The sequence below is a fragment of the Serratia sp. Ae19-1 genome (genome assembly GCF_059801225.1).
Window position 1 is genome coordinate 502,757 of the sequence record NZ_JBCHWD010000003.1, and the last position, 24,547, is coordinate 527,303.

At 58.2% G+C, this 24,547-nt stretch carries 21 protein-coding genes, 1 tRNA gene and 1 other RNA gene; 16 read left to right on the top strand and 7 right to left on the bottom strand.

The window, feature by feature from the left end:
- Position 1: 1 nt before the first annotated feature.
- Positions 2-1,192 (bottom strand): mannonate dehydratase, encoded by a 1,191-nt coding sequence (gene uxuA, locus AAIE04_RS12565; RefSeq protein WP_498577042.1) that lies wholly within the window; start codon positions 1,190-1,192, stop codon positions 2-4.
- A gap of 293 nt (positions 1,193-1,485) precedes the next feature.
- Between uxuA and AAIE04_RS12570 the strand changes: the two genes are divergently transcribed.
- Positions 1,486-2,958, top strand: a complete 1,473-nt coding sequence (locus AAIE04_RS12570; RefSeq protein ID WP_498577043.1) for a mannitol dehydrogenase family protein — start codon at positions 1,486-1,488, stop codon at positions 2,956-2,958.
- 62 nt (positions 2,959-3,020) lie between these two features.
- On the opposite strand, the gene AAIE04_RS12575 is transcribed toward AAIE04_RS12570, so the two are convergent.
- Positions 3,021-3,329, bottom strand: coding sequence for a YmdA family protein (locus AAIE04_RS12575; protein ID WP_019453631.1), 309 nt, complete (start codon positions 3,327-3,329; stop codon positions 3,021-3,023).
- 318 nt (positions 3,330-3,647) lie between these two features.
- Between AAIE04_RS12575 and AAIE04_RS12580 the strand changes: the two genes are divergently transcribed.
- From AAIE04_RS12580 to yejF, 8 genes are all read left to right on the top strand, one after another.
- Positions 3,648-4,622 carry a CobW family GTP-binding protein gene (locus AAIE04_RS12580; RefSeq protein WP_154746537.1) on the top strand — a complete coding sequence of 325 codons (975 nt, stop codon included), beginning with the start codon at positions 3,648-3,650 and terminating at the stop codon, positions 4,620-4,622.
- A 78-nt stretch (positions 4,623-4,700) separates the two neighbouring features.
- A complete protein-coding gene (locus AAIE04_RS12585) occupies positions 4,701-5,411 on the top strand; it encodes a phosphatase PAP2 family protein (RefSeq protein WP_498577044.1) in 711 nt (236 codons plus the stop codon).
- 410 nt (positions 5,412-5,821) lie between these two features.
- Positions 5,822-6,397 carry a bifunctional murein DD-endopeptidase/murein LD-carboxypeptidase gene (mepS, locus tag AAIE04_RS12590; RefSeq protein WP_025160183.1) on the top strand — a complete coding sequence of 192 codons (576 nt, stop codon included), beginning with the start codon at positions 5,822-5,824 and terminating at the stop codon, positions 6,395-6,397.
- A gap of 413 nt (positions 6,398-6,810) precedes the next feature.
- Entirely contained in the window at positions 6,811-8,397 is a 1,587-nt protein-coding gene (pdeN, locus tag AAIE04_RS12595) for a cyclic di-3',5'-guanosine monophosphate phosphodiesterase PdeN (protein ID WP_498577045.1), read from the top strand.
- A gap of 89 nt (positions 8,398-8,486) precedes the next feature.
- Positions 8,487-10,298: an extracellular solute-binding protein gene (locus tag AAIE04_RS12600; RefSeq protein WP_498577046.1), complete on the top strand. Its 1,812-nt coding sequence runs from the start codon at positions 8,487-8,489 to the stop codon at positions 10,296-10,298.
- 9 nt (positions 10,299-10,307) lie between these two features.
- Entirely contained in the window at positions 10,308-11,414 is a 1,107-nt protein-coding gene (locus AAIE04_RS12605) for a microcin C ABC transporter permease YejB (RefSeq protein ID WP_498577047.1), read from the top strand.
- Complete coding sequence (locus tag AAIE04_RS12610; RefSeq protein WP_498577048.1) at positions 11,411-12,436, top strand: ABC transporter permease; 1,026 nt, start codon at positions 11,411-11,413, stop codon at positions 12,434-12,436. The genes AAIE04_RS12605 and AAIE04_RS12610 overlap by 4 nt, the downstream gene beginning before the upstream one ends.
- 1 nt (position 12,437) lies before the next feature.
- The gene (yejF, locus tag AAIE04_RS12615; protein ID WP_019453640.1) at positions 12,438-14,039 is read left to right on the top strand and encodes a microcin C ABC transporter ATP-binding protein YejF; all 1,602 of its coding nucleotides are present in this window, start codon (positions 12,438-12,440) and stop codon (positions 14,037-14,039) included.
- Between the two features lie 8 nt (positions 14,040-14,047).
- Here the strand turns inward: yejF and AAIE04_RS12620 are convergent, their stop codons facing one another.
- The 3 genes from AAIE04_RS12620 to rsuA all read right to left on the bottom strand — a co-directional run bounded on the left by AAIE04_RS12620 (position 14,048) and on the right by rsuA (position 16,938).
- Positions 14,048-14,392, bottom strand: a complete 345-nt coding sequence (locus AAIE04_RS12620; RefSeq protein ID WP_025160182.1) for a YejG family protein — start codon at positions 14,390-14,392, stop codon at positions 14,048-14,050.
- Positions 14,393-14,986: 594 nt separating this feature from the next.
- Positions 14,987-16,183, bottom strand: coding sequence for a Bcr/CflA family multidrug efflux MFS transporter (locus AAIE04_RS12625; protein ID WP_019453642.1), 1,197 nt, complete (start codon positions 16,181-16,183; stop codon positions 14,987-14,989).
- A gap of 38 nt (positions 16,184-16,221) precedes the next feature.
- Entirely contained in the window at positions 16,222-16,938 is a 717-nt protein-coding gene (rsuA, locus tag AAIE04_RS12630; RefSeq protein ID WP_019453643.1) for a 16S rRNA pseudouridine(516) synthase RsuA, read from the bottom strand.
- 320 nt (positions 16,939-17,258) lie between these two features.
- Here rsuA and radD point away from each other — a divergent pair, with 320 nt between their 5' ends.
- On the top strand, positions 17,259-19,016 hold the full coding sequence (radD, locus tag AAIE04_RS12635) for a DNA repair helicase RadD (RefSeq protein ID WP_498577049.1): 1,758 nt from the start codon (positions 17,259-17,261) through the stop codon (positions 19,014-19,016).
- 162 nt (positions 19,017-19,178) lie between these two features.
- Positions 19,179-19,463, top strand: a complete 285-nt coding sequence (gene rplY, locus AAIE04_RS12640; protein WP_004935776.1) for a 50S ribosomal protein L25 — start codon at positions 19,179-19,181, stop codon at positions 19,461-19,463.
- Between the two features lie 84 nt (positions 19,464-19,547).
- On the opposite strand, the gene yejK is transcribed toward rplY, so the two are convergent.
- Positions 19,548-20,555: a nucleoid-associated protein YejK gene (gene yejK, locus AAIE04_RS12645; RefSeq protein WP_019453646.1), complete on the bottom strand. Its 1,008-nt coding sequence runs from the start codon at positions 20,553-20,555 to the stop codon at positions 19,548-19,550.
- Between the two features lie 210 nt (positions 20,556-20,765).
- Here yejK and AAIE04_RS12650 point away from each other — a divergent pair, with 210 nt between their 5' ends.
- From AAIE04_RS12650 to AAIE04_RS12670, 5 genes are all read left to right on the top strand, one after another.
- A complete protein-coding gene (locus AAIE04_RS12650) occupies positions 20,766-20,993 on the top strand; it encodes a YejL family protein (RefSeq protein ID WP_004935782.1) in 228 nt (75 codons plus the stop codon).
- Between the two features lie 9 nt (positions 20,994-21,002).
- The gene (gene yejM, locus AAIE04_RS12655; RefSeq protein ID WP_498577050.1) at positions 21,003-22,784 is read left to right on the top strand and encodes an LPS biosynthesis-modulating metalloenzyme YejM; all 1,782 of its coding nucleotides are present in this window, start codon (positions 21,003-21,005) and stop codon (positions 22,782-22,784) included.
- 78 nt (positions 22,785-22,862) lie between these two features.
- Positions 22,863-22,939: transfer RNA gene (locus AAIE04_RS12660), tRNA-Pro, on the top strand.
- 34 nt (positions 22,940-22,973) lie between these two features.
- Positions 22,974-23,103, top strand: a non-coding RNA gene (locus tag AAIE04_RS12665) — RtT sRNA.
- Positions 23,104-23,610: 507 nt separating this feature from the next.
- On the top strand, positions 23,611-23,967 hold the full coding sequence (locus AAIE04_RS12670) for a hypothetical protein (RefSeq protein WP_498577051.1): 357 nt from the start codon (positions 23,611-23,613) through the stop codon (positions 23,965-23,967).
- 273 nt (positions 23,968-24,240) lie between these two features.
- On the opposite strand, the gene AAIE04_RS12675 is transcribed toward AAIE04_RS12670, so the two are convergent.
- Entirely contained in the window at positions 24,241-24,540 is a 300-nt protein-coding gene (locus AAIE04_RS12675) for a CPBP family intramembrane glutamic endopeptidase (RefSeq protein WP_498577052.1), read from the bottom strand.
- Positions 24,541-24,547: the final 7 nt, after the last annotated feature.

Below are 24,547 nucleotides of genomic sequence, written 5' to 3' on the forward strand. Positions count from 1 at the left end.
GCTACGGCAATTCCGGGAAAAAGCGCCGCTTGAGCGCCAGCTCGACGCCGCGCAGCTCCGCCAGCCCTTTCAACCGCCCGATGGCCGAATAGCCCGGATTGGTTTTCTTTTTCAAATCGTCCAGCATCTGATGCCCATGATCGGGGCGCATCGGGATCGGCCGCCGATCGCCCGCCCGTTGCCGCCGCAACTCTTCGGTCAGGATCGCTTCGATCACCGCCACCATGTCCACATCGCCCTGCAGGTGCGCCCCTTCATGGAAGCTTTTCGGGTTTTCCTCGCGGCAGGTGGCGCGCAGATGGGTGAAATGAATGCGATCGCCGAAGGTTTCAATCATCCGCACCAGATCGTTGTCGGCGCGCACACCGTATGAACCGGTGCACATCGTGAAACCGTTATGAAGGCTGTCGACGGTCTGTTTCAGCCACTGCATGTCTTCTAGGGTGGAAACGATGCGCGGCAGGCCGAGGATCGGCCGCGGCGGATCGTCGGGGTGCACCGCCAGCCGGATGCCGGCCTCTTCCGCCACCGGCACGATGGCGCGCAGAAAGACCGCCATGTTCTCGCGCAGCCGCACCTTGTCGATGCCATCATATTCCGCCAACCGCCGGCGGAACTGCTCCAACGTATAGCCTTCTTCCGCTCCCGGCAGCCCGGCGATAATGTTGCCGGTCAGCCGGTTTTTTTCCTCCTCGCTCATGGCGGCGAAATAGGCCGCCGCCTGACTGCACTCCTCTGACGTATAGTCCGCCTCGGCACCGGTGCGCTGCAGGATATGCAGCTCGAACGCGGCGAAGGCGGTCTGATCGAAACGCAGCGCTTTGGAACCGTCCGGCAGCGGATAGGCCAGATCGGTGCGCGTCCAGTCGAGGATCGGCATGAAGTTGTAGCAGACGGTGTCGATGCCGCAGGCCGCCAGGTTGCGCAGCGTCTGTTGATAGTTGACGATATGACGCCGCCAGTCGCCGCTGTGGGTTTTGATCTCCTCATGCACCGGTACGCTTTCCACCACCGACCACACCAGCCCCTTTTCCGCCAGCAGCGCCTGCCGCGCGCGGATCTCGTCGATCGGCCAGACCTCGCCGTTCGCGATATGGTGCAGCGCCGTCACCACCCCGGTCGCCCCGGCCTGACGTACGTCGTCCAAAGAGACCGGATCGTTCGGGCCATACCAACGCCATGTTTGTTCCATGTTTTATCCTTATGCCTGTCTCGCACCGCAATGCTGTTATACCAGTTTAATTTAGATGTCAGCTATCTTTAGCTTACCCTTTCGCCCTCCGCTGTCAAAACCGAACCCTTGATTGGTTGATCCACTTCACGAATCTGGCTTATTTTGGACAGACCAATTTATTTGACTGGCTGACAGCTCTACACTGGCCGCAGTTTTATATCGTCAGCGCGCCCTTGTTGATAGGGCGACAAACTGGTCCGCTAACTTGACGCAAGGGGCCAACCAGCTGTCTTACAGGCTTTGGAGATGAGATGAAAACGATCGCCAACACCCCGCTGCCGGGCGCCGTCCGGCAACCGGGCTATGACCGCCGAGCCCTGCGCAGCCGCATCGTGCACCTTGGTTTCGGTGCGTTCCACCGCGCGCATCAGGCGCTGCTGACCGATCGAGTGCTGAACGCCCAAGGCGGCGACTGGGGCATTTGCGAGATCAGTCTGTCCGGCGGCGTACCGCTGTTTGAGGCGCTGCGACAGCAGGATCATCTGTACAGCGTGCTGGAGAAAGGCGCGGACGGCCATCAGGCCATCGTGATCGGCGCGGTGCGTGAGAGCCTGCACCGCAAGCTGGAGGGCATCGCCGCGGTGCTGGAGAAGCTGGCCGAACCGCAGGTGGCGATCGTCTCGATGACCATTACCGAAAAAGGCTACTGCATCGAACCCGGCAGCGGGCGACTGGATCGGCAGCATTCGGGGATCGTCGCCGATCTGGCGTGGCCGCATCAGCCGCAGACCGTGCCCGGCATTTTGGTGGAAGCGCTGCGGCTGCGGCGCGAACGCGGCCTGCCCGCCTTCTCCCTGCTCTCCTGCGACAATATTCCGCAGAACGGCCATGTGCTGCGCCGGGCGGTGCTCGATCTGGCGCAGGCGCGGGATCCGTCGCTCGCCGATTGGATCGCCAGCGCCGCTACCTTCCCCTGCACCATGGTGGATCGCATCGTGCCAGCCGCCACGCCGGCCACGCTGGATGAGATCGCCGCCGCGCTGGGCGGCGTGCGCGACGAATGCGCCATCGCCTGCGAGCCCTTCATTCAATGGGTGGTGGAAGACCACTTCGCCGCCGGACGCCCGGCGTGGGAGTTGGCCGGCGCCCAGTTGGTCAGCGATGTGCTGCCGTTTGAACACATGAAGCTGCGCATGCTGAACGGCAGCCACTCGTTCCTGGCTTACCTAGGCTACCTGGGCGGCTACCGCTATATCAACGAGTGCATGGCGGATGAGCACTACCGCCGCGCCGCCCTGCGGTTGATGCTGGATGAACAGGCGCCAACGCTGAGCGTCACCGGCATCAGCCTGCCCGGCTATGCCGCACAGCTTATCGCGCGTTTCAGCAATCCGGCGCTGCAACACCTCACCTGGCAGATCGCCATGGACGGCACCCAGAAGCTGCCGCAGCGCCTGCTGGATGCCGTGCGCTGGCATCTGCGGCACGGCGGCGACTATAGCGGGCTGGCGTTGGGCGTGGCGGGCTGGATGCGTTACGTCGGCGGCGTCGATGACGCCGGTGAGCCGATCGACATTCGCGATCCGCTGGCAGACATGCTGCTGCAGACGGTTGCCGCAACGCCGGACGATCGACGGCGCGTAGCGGCGCTGTTAGCGTTGAAATCGGTATTCGGCGAAACGCTGGCGGCGCATGCGGCGTTTAGCGAAGCGGTGACGCAAGCCTATTTATCGCTGCGCGATCGCGGTGCGCGTGAAACGGTGAAGGAGTGGGTGATGCGGTGAGGAGCCTGCAGAGCCGAGAATAACCATGCCGGCGTAACGTTACGCCGGCATGGCGGAACGACTTAACGATAAACGACCGTCATAACAGCGAGTTTCTTCTGTTGGTCTACCCACTTCATTTCGGTTGTGCCTAGATTTAGCGGAAGTTCTTTGCGTGTAGTATCAAAACCTGACAACGCTTGCTGGGCCTGATAATGCTGGCCGTTGCGGTAACATTGCGTATTCGCCTTAGAATCTGCAATATTGACCGTGCAAGGACTTTCAACGATAGAACCGACGAAGCGAATTACCCCGCCGGCCACTCCTGCATGACTCACTGCCGTCCATGAAAACAACATTCCTACGATCAAAAATAACCGAAAGATATTCATGGCAACCTCATTTCTAGTTAAGCCAATTTAACCATAGAGGATCTTGTTAGGAATAATCGCAAGGAAAGGGGCAGGATTTGATCGTTAATCGCGTCATTAACAATGTAAAAACAAGCTACTAACAAAAGTTAACCGTATCTAATACAGGGTTTTATCTAAGAACTTTCTTGTTCTGAAAAGTGGATTTTGTCGATTGAAAAGCGCAGGGTGACGTGCAAAATTTGAGAGATAGAGCACAAATTAAATCGCAGCGGCCTTGCCAATCCGGCAGCGTAACTCATTTATTAAGCAAGTTAATTTTTGCACCTGGAATGATTAATGACCAAAACCAATCTGATTACCGGCTTCCTCGGCAGCGGTAAAACCACCACCATCCGCCATTTGCTGGCTCATAAACCCGAGCATGAGCGCTGGGCGGTATTGGTCAATGAATTCGGCGAAATCGGCATCGACGGCGCGCTGCTGGCGGACAGCGGCGCGGTGCTCAAAGAGATCCCCGGCGGCTGTATGTGCTGCGTCAACGGCCTGCCGATGCAGGTGGGTTTGAATATGTTGTTGCAGCAGGCCAAACCGGACCGGCTGCTGATCGAGCCAACCGGGCTTGGGCATCCGAAACAAATCCTGTCGCTGCTGACCCAGGAGAGCTATGCCGGCTGGATCGATCTGCAGGCGACGCTGTGTCTGCTGGACGCGCGCCAGCTCAGCCAACCGCGCTACCGCGACAACGAAAACTTCCGCGATCAGCTGGCCGCAGCCGACATTATTTTGGCCAGCAAAAGCGATACCTATCAGGCAGAAGATCGGCTGGCGCTAACAGCCTGGACGGCGCAGGATCCGCTGCAGCGGCCCTGCTACGCTATCGCGCAAGGCGAGGCGGATGTCGCGCTGTTGTCACTTCCGCGCACGAATCGTACAGAATTGCCGGACGCGCAGCATCATCATGGGCAGGCGAAAACGCAGGGATTGGCGGCGCTGCGGCTACCGGAAAACGCCCGCTGGCGGCGGGCGTTGAACGAAGGGCAAGGCTTCACCAGCTGCGGCTGGATTTTTGACGGCGAAACCCGGTTCGACACCGTCGGTTTTATGGAGTGGGTGCGGCTGGCACCGGTCGAACGCGCCAAAGGCGTGGTGCGCATCCCCGAAGGCACGCTGCTGATCAACCGTCAGGGCCAGGATCTCAACATCGAAACTCGTCCGGCCGCCCCGCTCGATAGCCGCATTGAGCTGATCCACAGCGAAAATGCCGATTGGAACGCCCTGCAATCCGCCTTGTTTAAGATTCGTTTAAGTTAAATCTCGTACCGTTGCCCCCCCGGTTGTCGCAGGGCAGCCGGGTTTTGTTTCATTTTCATTTTTTCAACAGGTTATGTCATGACACGCCGCAATTTACCCTTCATCCTCTTCTTCAACTTACTGGGCGTTGCGCTGTTTCTGTCCTGGTTCCTGCCGGCCAACCACGGCGGCTGGTTTACCCTGGACTCGGCGATCTTCTTCTTCTTTAACCGCCATCTGGCCACCGACCCGTCATTTTTGCACCTGGTCGCCATCACCAATAACCGCGCGTTCGATGTGATTTCGCTGCTCGCCATGGGCCTGCTGTACCTGTACTTCTACCTGAAGCAGGACGCCGCCGGCCGCCGCCGCCTGGTGATCACCGGCGTGGTGATGCTGCTGACCGCCGTGGTGCTGAACCAACTGGGTCACCTGCTGCCGGTGAAACATCCGAGCCCAACCCTGACCTTCGACAATATCCATCGCGTTAGTGAGCTGACCGGTATCCCCACCAAGGACGCTTCAGGCGACAGTTTCCCCGGCGACCACGGCATGATGCTGATTATTTTTTCCTGCTTTATGCTGCGCTATTTCGGCCGCGGCGCCTTTGCCATCGCCTTGCTGATTACGCTGGTCTTTTCATTGCCGCGCGTGATGATTGGCGCCCACTGGTTTACCGACATCGCCGTCGGCTCGCTCTCCGTAGTGCTGGTTGGCGCCAGCTGGGTGCTGATGACGCCTTGCAGCGACTGGATTATCGATCGGTTGAATCGCCTGGTGCCCGGCAAGCACCGCCCCGGCCAACCATAACTTGCGTCTATGACTCATGCCGGGAGGCCCACGCCTCCCGTGCACTCCCTCCGCGCAGCGCGCAAAATTTCACCGCCGTCCGTTAACGCTTTTGCAACCTGATTTCACGCCAGATTCATACATCGGACAATTGGCGTTTTTTATATGAAGATTTACATTATGTTACATCACAAATTCATATAAAAAAGACGGGAAAAAGGCTCGCAATCCCCTATCTGTTCCGGTAATCTCGGATGCGTTTGTGCCTGGTTTAAGTTGAATCAGTATGGAATCCGGTAAAAATGTGCGTTCCCGCACGTTTTCAGCGGTAACTGATTGTCGATGCAGCAGGTGCAGATTAGGCTCGTTCCGTTTGGCATTTTTCAGGTAGCGACTTTCGTCGTTAAGGACTTCAAGGGAAAACAACAACAATGGTCAAATCTCAACCGTTTCTGAGATATTTTTTGCGGGCGATCCCTGCAATTGCCGCTGCGGTTATGCTGTCAGCGTGCAGCTCGACTCACACTTCGAACTTGAATAACGCACAAACTGAGATGCGTGCAGTTAATGACAAAGACGGTCTTTTACTGCAAGCCTCTCAGGATGAATTCGAAGCGATGGTCCGCAACGTTGACGTCAAGTCAAAGATTATGGATCAGTACGCGGACTGGAAAGGCGTTCGCTACCGCTTAGGCGGTGACACCAAGCGCGGCATCGATTGCTCGGCGTTTGTACAGCGCACCTTCCGCGAACAGTTCGGCATGGATTTACCGCGTTCGACCTATGAACAGGAAGATCTCGGCAAGAAAATCCAGCGCACCAAGCTGCGCGCCGGCGATTTGGTGCTGTTCCGCGCCGGTTCCACCGGGCGCCATGTCGGCATCTATTTAGGCAACGACCAGTTCGTTCACGCCTCCACCAGCAGTGGAGTCATGATTTCCAAGCTGACCGATAACTACTGGGACAAACGTTATCGAGAAGCGCGCCGGGTGCTGACCAGCGGCTGACGGCGCCCTGCCCTGAAGTTTCTGAAGACCAAACGAGCGATAAGCGCCGCCTACGGGCGGCGTTTTTATTGGCTGTCGAACCGCCGAATCACCGGGGTTTGGCCAGGTATTCTCGTTACCTTCCCCGCCAAGCCGCCGCCGCCCACCATTATTTTGATAAACTGTTGGCAGGAAATCGCGCCGGCGAGGAGAAACTCGCCTATTATCGTCAGATGACGGCAACGGCGCCCCGGCGTTATTTAAAACGTTACCGCTTAAAATATGCGCAATATATTTATCAGCGACGCTTCGCATTTAAACGGCGCCGTCGGCTGGGTACAGGATAGAAAGGCAAAAATGAAAAAAAAGCCGTTGGCACAATCCATTAAATGGCTGCGCAATAACCCTGACGCCCTGATGCAGAGGACTCGATTATGGGCTTGAAAAGGGCTTTCGCCCGCAGCGTGTCGCATCGGCAGCGCAGTCTGGCTAAGAGCTGCGTCGCCGCCCTGGTCTTTTTTACGCTATTTACCGCGGTCACGCTTTCTTTGATCAACCACCAACGCACGCAATATCAGCATAAGGTTGAAGCTCGCACCAGGCAGTTCTCGCTGGATTATATTTCGCACCTGACGGCGGTCATGCAAAAAATGATGCCGCTGCTGGACAAGCCTTGCCTCTCCAGCCAGTCGGACATTACCTATCAGGCGGCCTTCACCAGCGGCGTGCGCACCTTCCTGTTAGTGAAGGAAGGTTACGCCTATTGCTCATCCGCCACCGGCGACATGATGTTGCCGATGAAAAACCTGTATCAGGATATCGACTGGAATCTGCCTCTGGATATGAAATTGCAGCAGGGCACGCCGATTGTGCCGAACAAACCGGCGGTGGCGGTTTGGCTGCGGCATCCCGGCGAGCCGGCTACCGGCATTCTCGCGACGCTGGACATCGATCTGATGCCTTATCTGCTGTTCACCTCGCATGACGAACAGGCGCCGGGCATCGCCATCGTGATGGGCCAGCGCGCCCTGACCACTTTCAGCCCGAACCTGATGCCGGTCGATCAGCTGCCGAAAGGCAAGGCGGATTACCTGACGCTGCCCAATCTGCCGCTGACCATTATGTTCTACAACGAAAAATTGACGCCTAACGACATCCGCCTGACGCTGCTGGGCAGCCTGGTGCTGTCGCTGATGATCGGCGTGCTCTGCTATTACATGCTGCTGCTGCGGCAAAGCCCGGAGCGCGCGCTGCTGCGCGGCATCAAGCGCAATGAGTTCTTTGTCGAATACCAGCCGGTGTTTCATACCGGCAGCAACAGCATCGGCGGGCTGGAAGCGCTGATTCGCTGGCAGCATCCTATCGAAGGGCGCATTCCGCCGGATATCTTTATCCCTTATGCCGAAAGCAACGGGCTGATCGTGCCGCTCACCCGCCACCTGTTCAGACTGATCGCCGAAGATGCGCCGCAGCTGGCCAAAGCCTTACCGCAAGGCGGCAAGCTCGGCCTCAATATCTCCCCTTCCCACCTCAGCGCGCCATCCTTCCACCAGGACGTGTATGAACTGCTGGCGCAGTTGCCGTGCAACTACTTTACGCTGGTGTTTGAAATTACCGAACGCGGCATGGTGGAAGAAGAGAGCGCGCTGGCGGAATTCGACTGGTTGCATAAGCAGGGCATCGAGATCGCGGTAGACGACTTCGGCACCGGCCACAGTGCGCTTATTTATCTTGAACGTTTCACCATGGATTACCTGAAGATCGATCGCGGCTTCGTCAATACCATCGGCCAGGATACGGTCACTGCACCGGTGCTGGATGCCGTGATTTCGCTGGCGAGAAAGCTGAAAATGCTGACGGTGGCCGAAGGCGTGGAAACCGCCGAGCAAATGCAGTTCTTGCAGGAACACGGCGTCAACTTCATGCAGGGTTATTACTTCAGCAGGCCCTTGAGCCTCGACAATTTCGTCGCTTACTGTAAGGCGCATCAGGTCTTTGATTATCAGGAAAAAAATAGTTAATCTTTAAGCATCTTTACCCTGCGCCTCCCCGAAGAATGTTATGCTGGGCGCAGGTTGTACTTCATTCCACAGCAGGAGCTTACCGTCTGATGTCCGTGCGCATTTTCGCAGCTTTGGTGCTTTCGACACTGAGCTTCGGTCTGCAGGCCGAGGCCCTCAATGAAAGCTACGCTTTCGCCCTTCTCGGTGAACCGAAATACGCCACCGACTTCAGCCATTTCGACTACGTCAATCCGGCAGCGCCCAAAGGCGGCGACGTGCGGCTGGCGGCCATCGGCACCTACGACAATTTCAACCGCTTCGCCACCCGCGGCGTGCCCGGTGCGCGTACCGACCAACTCTACGATACCCTGTTCGCAACGTCCGACGACGAACCCGGCAGCTATTACCCGTTGATTGCCGAATCGGCCCGTTATCCCGGCGATCTGCGCTGGGTCGAAGTGGATATCAACGCCCGCGCCCGTTTCCACGACGGCAGCCCGATCACCGCCGCCGACGTGGCCTTCACCTTCAACAAATTCATGACCGAGGGTGTACCCCAGTTTCGTGCTTTCTACAAAGGCGTCACGGTCAAGGCCATCTCGCGCTTGACGGTGCGCATGGAGTTCCCACAGCCGAACAAAGAGGCGATGCTGTCGCTATTCGGCAGTCTGCCGATCCTGCCGGCGGCCTTTTGGCAACAGCATAAGCTCAATGAACCGCTCAACACCCCGCCGCTCGCCAGCGGCCCGTATAAAATCAGCGATTTCCGCCTCGGCCAGTACATCACCTACCAGCGGGTGCGCGACTACTGGGCCGCTAATCTGCCGGTGAACCGTGGCCGTTACAACTTCGACAGCATTCGCTACGATTATTATCTGGACGATAAAGTGGCGCTGGAAGCCTTCAAGGCCGGCGCTTACGATTTCCGCATCGAGCCGTCGCCCAAGAGCTGGGCCACCCAATATCAGGGCGGCAACTTTGCACGCAACTACATCATCAAGCAGGATGAAGTGAATCAGGCGGCGCAGAATACCCGCTGGCTTGCGTTCAACGTCCAAAAGCCGCTGTTCGCCGATCCGCGCGTGCGTGAAGCGATCACTCTGGCTTTCGACTTTAGCTGGATGAACAAGGCGCTGTATTACAACGCCTATCAGCGCACCGACAGCTATTTCCAAAACACTGCCTACGCCGCCCGCGGCTATCCGGACGCCGACGAATTGGCCTTGCTGGCGCCGCTTAAGGGCCAGGTGCCGCCGGAAGTGTTTACCAACATCTACCAACCGCCCTCTTCCGACGGCAGCGGTAACGACCGGCAAAATCTGCTGAAGGCGACCCAACTGCTGAAAGAGGCCGGCTGGGTGGTCAAAAATCAAAAGCTGGTCAACGCCAAAACCGGCCAGCCGTTCACCTTTGAACTGATGCTGCTGAGCGGCAGCAACTTCCAGTACGTGCTGCCGTTCCGCCATAACTTGCAGCGGCTGGGCATCGAGATGCAAATCCGCGAAATCGACGCTTCGCAGTACACCCGCCGCATGCGCGAGCGCGATTTCGACATGATGCCGACGGTGTATCAGGCGATGCCGTTCCCCACTGCCGACTTGCGCATCATTTGGGACTCAGAGTACGTCAACTCAAGTTACAACAGTCCCGGCGTCAAGGATCCGGCGGTCGACAGCCTGGTCAGGCAAATCGCCGCCCATCAGGGCGACGAAAAAGCCCTGCTGCCGCTCGGCCGCGCGCTGGATCGGGTGCTGACCTGGAATCGCTATATGCTGCCAATGTGGTACTCCAGCCACGATCGCTACGCCTATTGGGACAAGTTCTCCACGCCGCCGATCCGCCCGGCCTATGCGATCGGCTTCGACAACTGGTGGTACGACGTCAACAAGGCGGCACGTTTACCGGCTCAACGGCAATAAGGAGTCGGAATGGCAGCCTATCTGATACGCAGACTGTTACTGGTGATCCCCACGCTGTGGGCGATCATCACCATCAACTTTTTTATCGTGCAAATCGCCCCCGGCGGCCCGGTCGATCAGGCCATCGCCGCCATCGAACTGGGCCAGGGCAGCGGTTTTGGCAGCGGTTTTGGCAGCGGCGGCGTGAATGAAGGCCTGGGCCATGCTCGGGCCGGCGTTCCCGCCGCAACTGAAGGCCAATATCGCGGTTCGCGCGGCTTGGATCCGGAGGTGATCGCCGAGATCACTAAGCGTTTCGGCTTCGACAAACCGCTGCACGAGCGCTACTTCACCATGCTGTGGAACTATATGCGCTTCGACTTCGGCGACAGCCTGTTTCGCGGCGCTTCAGTGATGCAGCTGATCGGCCAGAGCCTGCCGGTCTCCATCACGCTGGGCCTGTGGAGCACGCTGATCATCTATCTGGTGTCGATCCCGCTCGGCATCCGCAAGGCCGTCCACAACGGCAGCGCGTTCGATACCTGGAGCAGCACGCTGATCATCATCGGCTACGCCATTCCGGCTTTTCTGTTCGCCATTCTGATGATCGTGCTGTTCGCCGGCGGCAGCTACCTGGACTGGTTCCCGCTGCGCGGCCTGGTGTCGAGCAACTTCGACACCCTCTCGTGGCCGGCGAAAATCGCCGACTACCTGTGGCACATCACGCTGCCGGTGCTGGCGACGGTGATCGGCGGTTTCGCCACCCTGACCATGCTGACCAAGAACTCATTCCTCGACGAGATCCGCAAACAATACGTCACCACCGCCCGCGCCAAGGGGCTGGACGAGAAAAAAATCCTCTATCGCCACGTGTTCCGCAACGCCATGCTGCTGGTGATCGCCGGTTTTCCGGCCACCTTTATCAGCATGTTCTTCACCGGCTCGCTGCTGATCGAAGTGATGTTCTCGCTCAACGGCCTGGGGTTGCTGGGCTACGATGCCACACTGCAGCGCGACTACCCGGTGATGTTCGGCACGCTGTATATCTTCACTCTGATCGGCCTGCTGTTGAATATCCTCAGCGATATCACCTACACCCTGGTCGATCCGCGCATTGACTTCGAGGCCCGCCAATGAGCCGCCTTAGCCCGATCAACCAGGCACGCTGGGCGCGTTTTCGCCGCAACCGCCGCGGTTACTGGTCGCTGTGGATCTTCTTGGTGCTGTTCACCCTCAGCCTGGCCGCCGATCTGATCGCCAACGACAAACCGCTGTTGGTGCGTTATGAAGGCCGGCTGTATCTGCCGTTTATGATCAACTACAGCGAAACCGCGTTCGGCGGCGAGCTGAGTACCGAAGCCGACTATCAGGATCCGTTCGTGCAGCGGCAGATCGAACGGCACGGCTGGGCAGTTTGGGCGCCGATCCGCTTCAGTTACGACACCATCAATTTCGCCACCGAGGTGCCCTTCCCCTCGCCGCCTTCGCGCCACAATCTGCTCGGCACCGACAGCAACGGCGGCGACGTGCTCGCTCGTGTGCTGTACGGTTTTCGCATTTCGATGCTGTTCGGCCTGGCGCTGACGCTGTTTTCCAGCCTGATCGGCGTGTGCGTCGGCGCGACGCAGGGATATTACGGCGGGCGCTTCGATCTGTGGGGGCAACGCTTTATCGAAGTGTGGTCGGGCATGCCGACGCTGTTTCTGATCATTCTGCTGTCGAGCATCATTCAGCCCAATTTCTGGTGGCTGCTCGGCATCACTATCCTGTTCGGCTGGATGAGCCTGGTGGGCGTGGTGCGCGCCGAGTTTCTGCGCACCCGCAACTATGACTATATCCGCGCCGCGCGCGCCATGGGCGTGCCGGATCGGGTCATCATGTCCCGCCATATGCTGCCCAACGCCATGGTGGCAACGCTGACCTTCCTGCCGTTTATCCTCTGCGGCTCGATCACCACCCTGACGTCGCTCGATTTTCTCGGCTTCGGCCTGCCGATAGGTTCGCCGTCGCTCGGCGAACTGCTGCTGCAAGGCAAAAACAATCTGCAGGCGCCGTGGCTCGGCATCACCGCCTTCCTGGTATTGGCGGTACTGCTGTCGTTATTAATCTTTATCGGCGAAGCAGTGCGCGACGCCTTTGACCCCAGCAAGGCGCATTGATATGGCCACTCCTCTGCTCGCTATCCAGGATCTCAGCATCGCCTTCCGCCAGGGCGACAGCCTCACGCCGGTAGTCAATGAACTGTCGCTGCAAATAGCGCCGGCGGAAACGCTGGCGTTGGTGGGAGAATCCGGCTCCGGCAAAAGCGTCACCGCCCTGTCGATACTGCGCCTGCTGCCCGCGCCGCCGGTGGTCTATCCTGCCGGCGATATCCTGTTTAACGGCGACTCGTTGCTGCATGCGCCGGAAGCGGCGCTGCGCAAGGTGCGCGGCAACCAGATCGCGATGATCTTTCAGGAGCCGATGGTGTCACTCAACCCGCTGCACACCATCGAAAAGCAACTGGCGGAAGTGCTGATGCTGCACCGCGGCCTGCGGCGCGAGGCCGCGCGCGCCGAGATCGTCGAGTGTCTGGAGCGCGTCGGCATCCGCCAGGCCAAGAGCCGATTGCAGGACTACCCGCATCAGCTGTCCGGCGGCGAACGCCAGCGGGTGATGATAGCCATGGCGGTATTGACCCGCCCGAAACTGCTGATTGCCGACGAGCCCACCACCGCGCTCGACGTGACTATCCAGGCGCAGATCCTGACGCTGCTGCAAGAATTGAAACAAGAAATGGGCATGGGGCTGCTGTTCATCACTCATAACCTGAATATCGTGCGCCGCCTGGCGGACAACGTGGCGGTGATGCGCCAGGGGCGCTGCGTGGAGCAAAACGGCCGCGCACAGCTGTTCAGCCGGCCGCAGCATCCCTACACGCAGCAGCTGCTGGCCGCCGAAGACGTCGGTGAACCGCTGCCGCTGCCCACCGCGCGCCCCGGCGACGAGCGGCCGCTGCTCAAGGTGGAAGGTCTGCAGGTACGCTTCCCCATCCGGCGCGGCCTGCTGCGCCGCACGGTGGATTATCACTATGCGCTGAAATCGTTGAGCTTCGAGTTGCGCGCCGGGGAAAGCGTGGGGCTGGTGGGGGAATCAGGATCGGGTAAAAGCACCACCGGGTTGGCGCTATTGCGTCTGCTGGCCTCGCAGGGCGCCATCTGGTTCGACGGCGAACCGTTGCACCCGCTCACGATGAAGCAGATGTTGCCCTACCGCAGCCGGATGCAAATCGTCTTCCAGGATCCCTACTCCGCCCTGAACCCGCGCCTGAACGTGCAGCAGATCATCGCCGAAGGGTTGGAAGTGCACCAGCGGCTTAGCGCCGAGCAGCGGGAGCAGCGCGTGATCGAGGTGTTGCAGGAGGTCGGCCTGGATCCGCAGCTGCGCCATCGTTACCCTACCGAGTTTTCCGGCGGTCAGCGCCAGCGTATCGCCATCGCGCGCGCGCTGATCCTGCAGCCGCAGCTGCTGATCCTCGACGAGCCGACCTCTTCACTGGATAAATCGGTGCAGGCGCAGATCCTGACGCTGCTGAAATCGCTGCAGCAACGCCATCGGCTGGCTTATCTGTTCATCAGCCATGACCTGCAGGTGGTGCGTTCGCTTTGCCACCAGGTCATCGTGCTGCGACAGGGGGAAGTGGTTGAGCAAGGGGACTGCCGGGCCATTTTCGCGGCGCCTGCTGCCGACTATACCCGACAACTGCTGCAGTTGGCGGATTAGCGGCGAAGTCAGAAGGGGTATTGTGCGCTAAGCGGTTCGGCGATGGCGGCGCCGACGTTTTTCAGGCGGCACATCGTCGCGCTCTCGTCGCTGCGCTGTACGAACAGGCAAGGCTCCCCTTCCCATTCGACGATCGCGCAGTCGACCTGAATCTCCTGCAGCGACAGATTAAGCTGTTGCATCACCTGCCAGGCCTCGGCGCCTTCATGGCTGAGCAACTTCAGCCCAATCAGGTTGTTATCCTCGTCTATTCCGTTAAACGGAAGCGGTTCGACCTTCACGCCGGTGAAACCGGATAGCCAACGATAACTTTGCGGCAAGCGATGCACTACCGAAAGTTGGATACTCTCCACATGAAATCCCTAGTTTGAAAAGGTGAAACACGTTTACCTGACAGGGTAACTAAGTTATAGCCGTTGACTCCCGACTCTGCCGCGCACAAATGTTATTTAAATGTAAATTTTGCCGCAAGCCATTAACATTACCCCGTGCGAGCCGATGCCGTGCCATTTTCTGGCGCGCCGTGCGGTGTTATTTCACGGCATTTTGCGACTCAGCTCGCATTTTTGCGTTATATGTAACCCTTTCCCGCCGCGATCTCAACTCTTTTTTCTTGCAATGCGACTACTTTTTCGTCGCCATATTTTTACATTGAGGAAACATTTCCCCTGTCTAATTAGCGCACGCCATGGCGCTAATAGGTTGATTTACATTGCTCCTAATACAAATCACCCACTTCAGCCAGCCGGTAGAACGCCGCGCCGCCCGGCCGATATCGGGCGGCGCGGCAGCGGTTATTTTTAACAAAAAGCACACAGGTGAGAAAATGGCCAATTGATTAGCTAGCGTATATTTAGCAACAAAATTTTCATTGCCGGTTGCACGATGAAATGGCAGGGCGCAACCTCATGATGAAACGGGGCTGCGCGCCCCGCTCCCGGAGAACGTCAGACCGCGCGATCGCGCGGCCGGCTGGCGTACAGGTAGAACAGCACCGCCACAATGCTGCACAGCGCCATCGAAGTGACCATAGGCCAGGCGCTTTTGCCTGGCGCCATCGACAGCACCGCGCCCACCAGCGCGCCGATGCTGAAACGCAGCGTGCCAGCCAGGGAAGAGGCAGTACCCGCCATATGCGGAAAATCGTCCAGGATCACCGCCATGGCGTTGGACGAGATCATCGCGATGCACCCCAGATAGACCGCAACGCCGATCACCAGCGCCCAGAAACCCAGCCCAATGGCGCTCACCGCCAGCAGCCACAGCCCCATCGCCAGCTGCACCAACAGCCCCAGTTTGAACATCTTGACCGCGCCGAATCGCCGCACGTTGCGGCTGTTGATCAGCGTCGTCAGGAACAGGAAGACGATGTTCAGCGCAAAGTAGTAACCGAAGTGCTGCGGCGAAACGTGGTTCAGTTCAATGTAGACGAACGGCCCGGCGCTGAGGAACGAGAACATGCCGGCGAACGAGAAGGCGCTGGCCAGCATGTAGCTCAGCACCCGCTTGTGCCGGAACAGCGAACCGAAGTTGCCCAGCGTGGTGCGCAGGTGGAAGCGCTGTCGCCGCTCTTTCGGCAACGTCTCCTTGATGAACAAGGCCACCAGCAGTGAACCGATCAACGCCGCGGCGCCCATGGTCCAGAAGATGGCGTGCCAGCTGAACCACAGCAGCAGCGCACCACCGATCATCGGTGCCAGCAGCGGCGCGATGGTCATCACCAGAATGACGAACGACATCATGCGCGAAAACTCGTCCTTGGTGAACATGTCGCGCATCAGGGCGTTGATCACCACGCTGGCGGCGGCGGCGGCCAGGCCGTGCAGGAAACGCAGCCCGATCAACTGATCGATCGACTGCGCCATGGCGCAGGCGCAACCGGCGATGGCGAAGATCAGCGTCCCCCACAGGATCACCGGTTTGCGGCCGATGCTGTCCGACATCGGCCCATAGAACAGCTGACCGAAGGCGAAGCCGAGCATATAAGCGCTGAGCGTCATCTGCACGCTGCCAGACTCGACGCCAAACTGGGCGGCGATCACCGGCATACTGGGCAGGTACATGTCGATGGCCAACGGCATCAACATGGACAACAGGCCCAGAATGAAAATCAAACCGAGATGAGAGGTTCGGTTCTGTTGCACGTTCTACGACTCCTTAATCGGCCGCAATCAATGATCGTTTATCCGCCCTGCAAGTGCGGCGCGCCCACGCTGGCGATCTCTTCTTCGGTCAGGGGGCGGTATTCCCCCGGCGCCAGGTCGTCATCCAGCACGATGCCGCCGATGCGCTCGCGGTGCAACTCGATCACCCGGTTGCCGACGGCGGCGAACATCCGCTTCACCTGATGGTAGCGCCCTTCGCTGATGGTCAGACGCACCACATGCTCGTCAACCTGCTCCAGCGTCGCCGGCCGCGTCAGATCTTTCTCGTTGTGCAGTTGCACCCCTTCGGCGAAACGTTGCGCGGTGTCTTCCGCCAGCGGGTGCTCCAGCGTCACCAGATAGGTTTTCTCGCAGTGGTGACGCGGCGACGTGACGCGGTGCGACCACTGGCCGTCGTCGGTCATCAGCACCAGCCCGGTGGTATCGATGTCCAGCCGCCCGGCGGCGTGCAGTTTGTACGCGACCGGCTCATCGAGGAAATACAGCACCGTCGGATGATCGGGATCGTCGGTGGAGCAAACGTAGCCCTGCGGTTTGTTGAGCATGAAATAGCGTGGGCCGTTCTGCTGCTGCAGCGGGTTGCCATCGAACGCCACCTCTTGCTCCGGGGTCAGTTTGAGCGCCCCGCTCTTCGCTATTTCACCGTCCACGGTAACGCGTTTAGCCCGAAGTTCGCGCGCTACCAGCGCACGGCTGATGCCTAACTGCTGAGATAAAAACTTGTCCAGTCGCATGGGATCTGCTTTGCCTGTCGTTGTTATGATCGCATTGATCGTATTGCCAAAATATGACGCCCCCGCCGTTGCACCGGGTGCAAATGGCAGGTTCAAGGGGGAAATCGCGTGGGGGAACAGCGATTGCTGTTGCACGAGTATAGCGACACAACGCGTTGCCCGACAGGGGTAATTTTCACGCCTCTCGCACCGCGCGCGCCGGGAAGGCATAATAATAGAAATTTTTCGGCCGCCCAGCGTGTAAAATGTCACGATTTCTGTGGGAACAGCGGTGACAAAACCGGCACCCGGCGGCCCATTCCAACCTACGGCGTTCATTTATGGCCTTTACCCTACGCCCCTACCAACTGGAAGCGGTCGAAGCCACCATTAACCATTTCCGGCGGCATCCCGAACCGGCGCTGATCGTGCTGCCGACCGGCGCCGGCAAAAGCCTGGTGATCGCCGAGCTGGCGAAGCGCGCCCGCGGGCGGGTGCTGGTGTTGGCGCACGTCAAGGAGCTGGTGGCGCAAAACCACGCCAAATACTGCGCCTACGGCCTGGAGGCGGACATCTTCGCCGCCGGCCTGCAGCAAAAAGAGAGCGCCGGCAAGGTGGTGTTCGGCAGCGTGCAGTCGGTGGCGCGCAACCTGCCGTTGTTCGACGGCGCCTTTTCGCTGCTGATTGTCGATGAATGCCATCGCATCGGCGACGACGACGACAGCCAGTACCAGCAAATCATTCAGCACTTGCAGAAAACCAACCCGCAATTGCGGTTGCTGGGGCTGACCGCCACCCCCTACCGGCTGGGCAAGGGCTGGATTTACCAATATCACTACCACGGTTTCACCCGCGGCGACGGCGCCAGCCTGTTTCGCGACTGCATCTACGAGCTGCCGCTGCGCTATATGATTAAACACGGCTTTCTGGTGCCGCCGGAGCGGCTGGACATGCCGATCGTGCAGTACGATTTCAGCCGGCTGGAGGCCAGGAGCAACGGCCTGTTCAGCGAAGCGGACCTGAACCGCGAGCTGAAGCGGCAAAACCGCGTCACGCCGCACATCATCAGCCAGATCGTGGAGTACGCCGAAGATCGTAAAGGGGTGATGATTTTCGCCGCCACCGTCGAGCACGCCCGCGAGATCCACGACCTGCTGCCGAACGGCGAAGCCGCTCTGGTCAGCGCCGAAACGCCGCCCGCCGAGCGCGATGCGCTGATCGAGGCGTTCAAACAGCAGCATCTGCGCTATCTGGTCAACGTGGCGGTGTTAACCACCGGCTTCGACGCGCCGCACGTCGACCTGATCGCTATCCTGCGCCCCACCGAGTCCGTCAGCCTGTATCAGCAGATCGTCGGACGCGGGCTGCGTTTGGCGCCCGACAAAAAGGATTGCCTGATCCTCGACTACGCCGGCAACCCGCACGATCTGTTTACGCCGGAGGTCGGCGTCAGCAAACCGCACGGCGACAGCCAGCCGGTGCAGGTGTTCTGCCCGGCCTGCGGTTTCGCCAACCTGTTCTGGGGCAAGTGCACCGAAAATGGCGACATCATCGAACACTATGGCCGCCGCTGCCAGGGCTGGCTGGAGGACGACGACGGCCACCGCGAACAGTGCGATTACCGCTTCCGGTTCAAGAGCTGCCCACACTGCGGCGCGGAGAACGACATCGCCGCGCGCCGTTGCCATCAGTGTCAGGAGGTGTTGGTCGATCCCGACGACATGCTGAAGGCGGCGCTGAAGCTGAAAGACGCGCTGGTGCTGCGCTGCGGCGGCATGGAGTTGCAAAGTGGCCGCGACGACAAGGGCGAATGGCTGAAGGCCACCTATTACGACGAGGACGGCACCAGCACCAGCGAGCGCTTCCGCCTGCAGACGCCGGCGCAGCGCAAAGCGTTCGAGATGCTGTTCCTGCGCCCGCACCAGCGCGCGCCGGGCGTGCCGTTCGCCTGGCACACCGCCGCCGACGTGCTGGCGCAACAGCAGGCGCTGCGCCATCCGGATTTCGTGGTGGCGCGCAAGCGCGGGCAGTTTTGGCAGGTGCGTGAGAAAGTGTTCGATTATCAAGGCCGTTTCCGCCGCGCCAATCAGTTGGCCTGAGCGAACGGCCCTCAATCTGGGCAGGTTTTCGTTGCCCTGCGGGCGGCTTTCCGTTAAAATGCCGCGCGCTTTACCTGGGCCTGCCCAGCGTTAAAGCGGAATTCCGAACTTGCTACTTGGGTCGCCTGTAGCAGGGTAAATTTTCTTTTAAGAGAAAAAACAATGTTCACTATCAATGCAGAAGTACGTAAAGACCAGGGTAAAGGTGCGAGCCGCCGCCTGCGTGCAGCAAACAAATTCCCAGCTATCGTTTACGGTGGCAAAGAAGCTGCAGTTTCCATCGAATTGGACCATGATTCTGTTAAGAACATGGAAGCTAAACCAGAATTCTACAGCGAAGCAGTAACTCTGGTTATCGACGGTAAAGAAACCAAAGTTAAGGTTCAGGCTGTACAGCGTCACCCGTTCAAGCCAAAACTGGCTCACATCGACTTCGTTCGCGTTTAATCGCTACGTTTTCGAACCTTTCGGGACGCCGAAATAAAGAACGCCGCAATTGCGGCGTTTTTTATTGTCTGCGATTCGGCAAGCTTACTTGCCGCTGCCGGTCCGGCGCTGCAGCTGATCGCGCAGGTTCGGCGGCGTGCCTTTGATGGTCAGCGTGTCGGTAGCCGCATCCCAGAAAATGCGCTCGCCAAGCAGCATGGCGTCGAAGTTCAGGCTGATGCCGCCGCCGCTGCCGGCGAATTTGGTCAGCTGGCGCAAAGTGCCGCGATCCGCCGGGAAGCTCTCTTCCAGCTCATACCCTTGCTCGCTGGAAAACTGCATGAAGTCTTTCTCGCCGACCGGCGACAGCTCCTGCGACAACGCCTGCAGTTCGATCTCTTCGCCTGCCTGCAACTGTTCGTTGCAGTAGCTGTAAACTTGCTGGCGCACCGACTGGCGCTCATTCTTGTCCAGTTGCGCATCGGCGCAGTAGTCGTCTACCGCCTGCAGCAGCCCGCGGTTTTGCGCCTTGGTGTCCAACCCTTCGGACGCCGCCAGGAAATCCATAAAGAAGTCGGCGACCTTGCGGCCCACGCGCCCGCGCAGGAAGGTCAGATAGCGGGTCGATTCCGGGTTGGTTTCCCACTCGGTCAGATCGATGCGCGCGACGATATCGGCGTTGTTGATATCCAGATAGTGCGTGGTGTTGATATCCAGCTCTTCGTTGACGCGCATGCTGTTGCGGCTGTTCAGCACCGCGATCAGCAGATACTCCACCGCCAGATAACGGTATTGACCGAACAGCACCACGCCGCCTTCAGCGAACGGATACTTCGCCAGTTCGTCGCGCAGGCGACCGGTTGCCGCACGGCTGAAGGCCAGAAAGTCCTTATCGTCCTTGCGGCAGGTGCGCAGCGCCTCCGCCAGCTCGCTGCCTTCGTTGAACAGGCCTAAAGCCTTGCTCTTGGCGCTGTAAACGCGATGCAGTTCCGCCATCATTTCTTCCACCGCCGCGTTGTTGGGCAGCAAGGAATCGCGCAGCACCACGTCCAGCGTTTGCTCGTCGCGTTTCACCAATTGATGCAGAGCGATCTGGTCGATATCCAGACTCATGGTAAATCCTCCTGTTCTTTAGGCGCGTATTCAAACACTGAAGGCCCCGCCCTGCAATACTAAAAACCGCGGCAAACCGGAAAGGCGCGGCGATGGGCCGCCTCGCCGCCGACTATCGCGGATCCGAATGACAGGAAGTGATAAAAGAGCGGAAAATCACTGTCCTATACGGTAAGATAGAGCACTTTGCAGATTACTAAGCGCAATTTTATGCCACAATCATCCCGTTACAGTGACGAACACGTTGAACAACTGCTCTCAGAGCTGGTCAATGTTCTGGAAAAACACCATACCCCCACCGATCTTTCCCTGATGGTGCTGGGCAACATGGTCACTAATTTGATCAACACCAGCGTTGCCCCCGCGCAGCGGAAAACCCTGGCGAGATCGTTCGCGGAAGCCCTGCAGGCTTCTGTCCGTGAAGATAAAGCGCATTAATATTGACTTATGGTGACAAACCGTCAGCGTTATCGTGAAAAAGTCTCCCAGATGATCAGCTGGGGGCACTGGTTCGCCTTATTCAACATCCTGCTCGCCCTTGGGCTGGGCAGCCGCTACCTGTTTGTCACCGACTGGCCCGCTTCCCTGCTGGGCCGGGTCTATGCTCTAGTCAGCCTGCTGGGGCATTTCAGCTTTATCGTGTTCGCCGGCTATTTGCTGGTGATCTTCCCGCTCACCTTCGTGGTGATGTCGCAGCGGCTGTTGCGATTTATTTCCGCCGCGTTGGCCACCGCCGGGCTCACGCTGTTGCTGGTCGACAGCGAGGTGTTCTCTCATTTCCACCTGCACCTCAATCCGGTAGTGTGGGATCTGGTGGTCAACCCGGACCAAAGCGAGCTGTCGCGCGATTGGCAGCTGATGTTTATCTGCGTGCCGGTGATCTTCCTGGTGGAGATGCTGTTCGGCACCTGGAGCTGGCAGAAGCTGCGCAGCCTGAACCGACGCCGGTTCGGCAAGCCGCTGGCGGCGCTGTTTATCAGCGCCTTTTTCGCTTCGCACCTGATTTACATCTGGGCCGACGCCAACTTCTATCGCCCGATCACCATGCAGCGGGCCAACCTGCCGCTCTCGTACCCGATGACCGCGCGCAAATTCCTCGAGAAACACGGCCTGCTCGACCAGCAAGAATATGAGCGCCGCCTGGTGCAACAGGGCAATCCGGAAGCGGTGGCGGTCGAGTATCCGCTCAGCGATCTCAGCTACAGCGATAAGGGTAGCGGCTATAACCTGCTGATGATCGTGGTGGACGGCATTCGCGCCAAAGACGTGGCGCAGGACATGCCAACGTTGACGCGTTTCGCCCAGGAAAACGTGCGTTTCAGCGATCACTATAGCTCGGGCAACCACGCCGACACCGGGCTGTTCGGCCTGTTCTACGGCATTTCTCCGACCTATCTGGACAGCGTGCTCGCCGGCCGCAAACCGTCGGCGCTGATCAACGCGCTCGGCGATCAGGGCTACCAACTGGGGCTGTTCTCGTCCGACGGCTTCAACGCCAGCCTGTACCGTCAGGCTCTGTTGACCGACTTCTCGCTGCCGACGCCGGCGCCGCAAAGCGACGCGCAGACCACGCAGCAGTGGCAACGTTGGCTGACGGATCAGGGCGATAAAGAGCCATGGTTCTCTTATATCAACTTCAGCGGCGCTGAGCCGGCCGAAGGCGACAAAACTCCGGCGCCGGCCGACTTTATCCAGCGCTATCGCAGCGGCGCGCAAGACGTGGACGCTCAGATAGCCCAGGTTCTGGACACCCTGAAACAACGCGGCCTGCTGGATAAAACCGTGGTGGTGATCACCGCCGAGCACGGCGTCGAGTTCAACGACAGCGGCAAAGGGCAATGGGGCGCCGGCACCGCCTTCAATCAGGCGCAGCTGCAGGTGCCGCTGGTGATCCACTGGCCGGGTACGCCGGCGCAGACCATCAACAAGCTGACCGGCCATAACGACGTGATGCGTACCCTGATGCAACGGTTGCTGCACGTGAAGACCACGCCGAAAGACTATTCGCAGGGCGAGGATCTGTTCACCGCTCAGCGCCGCAACAACTGGATTGCCACCGGTGACAACAACCAGCTGGTGATCACCACGCCGACGCAGACGCTGATGCTGGACAACAGCGGCAACTATCGCGTCTACGATCAGAACGGCGAGGAAATAAAAGACGAGAAACCGCAGCTTGCTCTGCTGCTGCAGGTGCTGACCGATGTAAAACGCTTTATCGCCAACTAACTGCTTAAAACTAAAGCAATCAAGTGGCGAGGCGCTTGCATTAACATCGGGAATCGGTAGTATGATTTTTCATAGCGTCGGCATGTAGCGCAGCCTGGTAGCGCACCGTCATGGGGTGTCGGGGGTCGGAGGTTCGAATCCTCTCATGCCGACCAAATTTAAGAAAACCTGCTGTTACAGCAGGTTTTTTTTCGTCTGCACGCTGAGAGGATGAGAATCTCCGAAGGAGGTTTGAGCCGAGCGTAGTGAGACCACGTTGCTTTAGCAACGGCCCGCAGGGCAAGCATCGAAGATGCGCATAATCCTCTCATGCCGACCAAATTCAAGAAAACCTGCTGTTACAGCAGGTTTTTTTTCGTCTGCACGCTGAGAGGATGAGAATCTCCGAAGGAGGTTTGAGCCGAGCGCAGACAGGGTGCGAAGCCCCTCCGTAGCATAATGAGTGCGAATTCCCTTTTGTTAATTTTAAGCCTCCCTTTAAGGCGGTTGCCTAACTTAATTCATTCATTTTGGCACGCGCGCCGAAGCAAATGATAAATATGAGTACAATGCCTACCAGCTGCGGCCAAATTGCGCCACAAAGGAAGTCGTCCCCTATATGCTTGCTGAGATCGAGGCATGTGTAAGTCGTAGCCCCAGAGAACCAAGATTTTATCCAAAAAGTTTTCTTCATGGGATGTCCCTATTCCAAAACATTTTAATATGTCACATAACAGAGTAAGCAGTCATTAATATAAACATTGATTCGATTGTGGAAAAGAGCTAATTATAAAGAGCCTTACGAAGGCTTACATAGTATCAATCAAATAATCAAAAGGAGTTGTTTATGAAAGTTATTGATTCTTCAATGCTAAATTTCGTTTCTGGCGCAGGGAATTTTGCGGATAACCGTGACGGTGGTGGCCGAGTCAACAACAATGGTGGCAGTAATCGTGGCCACGATTCTGGGCGTGATGCAGCCCAAGCGGCAGCTGCGGCGGCCGGAGGTGCTATCGGCGCGTTGGTCACTGGGCCGGGAGCCCCCTTAGGCGCTATTGTGGGTACCGTAGTCGGTGGTGTTCTTGGTGGGGCTGGTTTTGATGCCGCATGGAATGCCACTCACAGCAACAATGGTGGTAACGATCGTGGTGCCTTTGGCGGTGATAGCAACAAAAACAGTGTTAATGGACAATGCCACTGGTAATTCGATGATGGCCGCGGATATATCCCGGCCACTCTAAGCAGGAGCTCATTTCGTTATGAAGAAATTTATCCGAGTTTTCTTACTTTTTCTATTTTGTTTTACCGTAGCAAACATTTTTCAAGGAGCTGAATTTAAATCTGTCTTTGTCATAAAAACCCTGTGTTATTCAGCCATTATCGCGTTAGGTTATGTCTTTGTGACCAGTGAGTGGTGGAAAAAAAATGTACTGAGACTCAGGAAAGATTGATGGATGCCTTGTTTTCAATGCTGGCGCTATGAAAAGTAATAGCCAGTTACCATGATAAAGCCATTCATCTGCATATGTAGCAGTACCGGCATAGCCACTCCCCTCGACAAAATACGTGCAGCAATAACAGTAGCGACACCAACTAACATGCGTATATCCGGATACTGAGTATGCAGAATGGCAAAGACAAATGACGTCGTGAGCGTAGACCAATAGATATTGCCTTTGAATACCTGCAACAACCCACTGAAAAGGTACCCTCTGAATACCATTTCTTCGTAAACGGGAGCAAGAAAGACCAACAAGAGCGTGTTCGCCCAAAACATGCCGTCC

Coding starts and splice junctions, on each gene's coding strand:
- uxuA (WP_498577042.1), bottom strand. CDS start 1,192: ATGGAACAAACATGGCGTTGGTATGGCCCGAACGATCCGGTCTCTTTG.
- AAIE04_RS12570 (WP_498577043.1), top strand. CDS start 1,486: ATGAAAACGATCGCCAACACCCCGCTGCCGGGCGCCGTCCGGCAACCG.
- AAIE04_RS12575 (WP_019453631.1), bottom strand. CDS start 3,329: ATGAATATCTTTCGGTTATTTTTGATCGTAGGAATGTTGTTTTCATGG.
- AAIE04_RS12580 (WP_154746537.1), top strand. CDS start 3,648: ATGACCAAAACCAATCTGATTACCGGCTTCCTCGGCAGCGGTAAAACC.
- AAIE04_RS12585 (WP_498577044.1), top strand. CDS start 4,701: ATGACACGCCGCAATTTACCCTTCATCCTCTTCTTCAACTTACTGGGC.
- mepS (WP_025160183.1), top strand. CDS start 5,822: ATGGTCAAATCTCAACCGTTTCTGAGATATTTTTTGCGGGCGATCCCT.
- pdeN (WP_498577045.1), top strand. CDS start 6,811: ATGGGCTTGAAAAGGGCTTTCGCCCGCAGCGTGTCGCATCGGCAGCGC.
- AAIE04_RS12600 (WP_498577046.1), top strand. CDS start 8,487: ATGTCCGTGCGCATTTTCGCAGCTTTGGTGCTTTCGACACTGAGCTTC.
- AAIE04_RS12605 (WP_498577047.1), top strand. CDS start 10,308: ATGGCAGCCTATCTGATACGCAGACTGTTACTGGTGATCCCCACGCTG.
- AAIE04_RS12610 (WP_498577048.1), top strand. CDS start 11,411: ATGAGCCGCCTTAGCCCGATCAACCAGGCACGCTGGGCGCGTTTTCGC.
- yejF (WP_019453640.1), top strand. CDS start 12,438: ATGGCCACTCCTCTGCTCGCTATCCAGGATCTCAGCATCGCCTTCCGC.
- rsuA (WP_019453643.1), bottom strand. CDS start 16,938: ATGCGACTGGACAAGTTTTTATCTCAGCAGTTAGGCATCAGCCGTGCG.
- radD (WP_498577049.1), top strand. CDS start 17,259: ATGGCCTTTACCCTACGCCCCTACCAACTGGAAGCGGTCGAAGCCACC.
- rplY (WP_004935776.1), top strand. CDS start 19,179: ATGTTCACTATCAATGCAGAAGTACGTAAAGACCAGGGTAAAGGTGCG.
- yejK (WP_019453646.1), bottom strand. CDS start 20,555: ATGAGTCTGGATATCGACCAGATCGCTCTGCATCAATTGGTGAAACGC.
- AAIE04_RS12650 (WP_004935782.1), top strand. CDS start 20,766: ATGCCACAATCATCCCGTTACAGTGACGAACACGTTGAACAACTGCTC.
- yejM (WP_498577050.1), top strand. CDS start 21,003: ATGGTGACAAACCGTCAGCGTTATCGTGAAAAAGTCTCCCAGATGATC.
- AAIE04_RS12670 (WP_498577051.1), top strand. CDS start 23,611: ATGAAAGTTATTGATTCTTCAATGCTAAATTTCGTTTCTGGCGCAGGG.
- AAIE04_RS12675 (WP_498577052.1), bottom strand. CDS start 24,540: ATGTTTTGGGCGAACACGCTCTTGTTGGTCTTTCTTGCTCCCGTTTAC.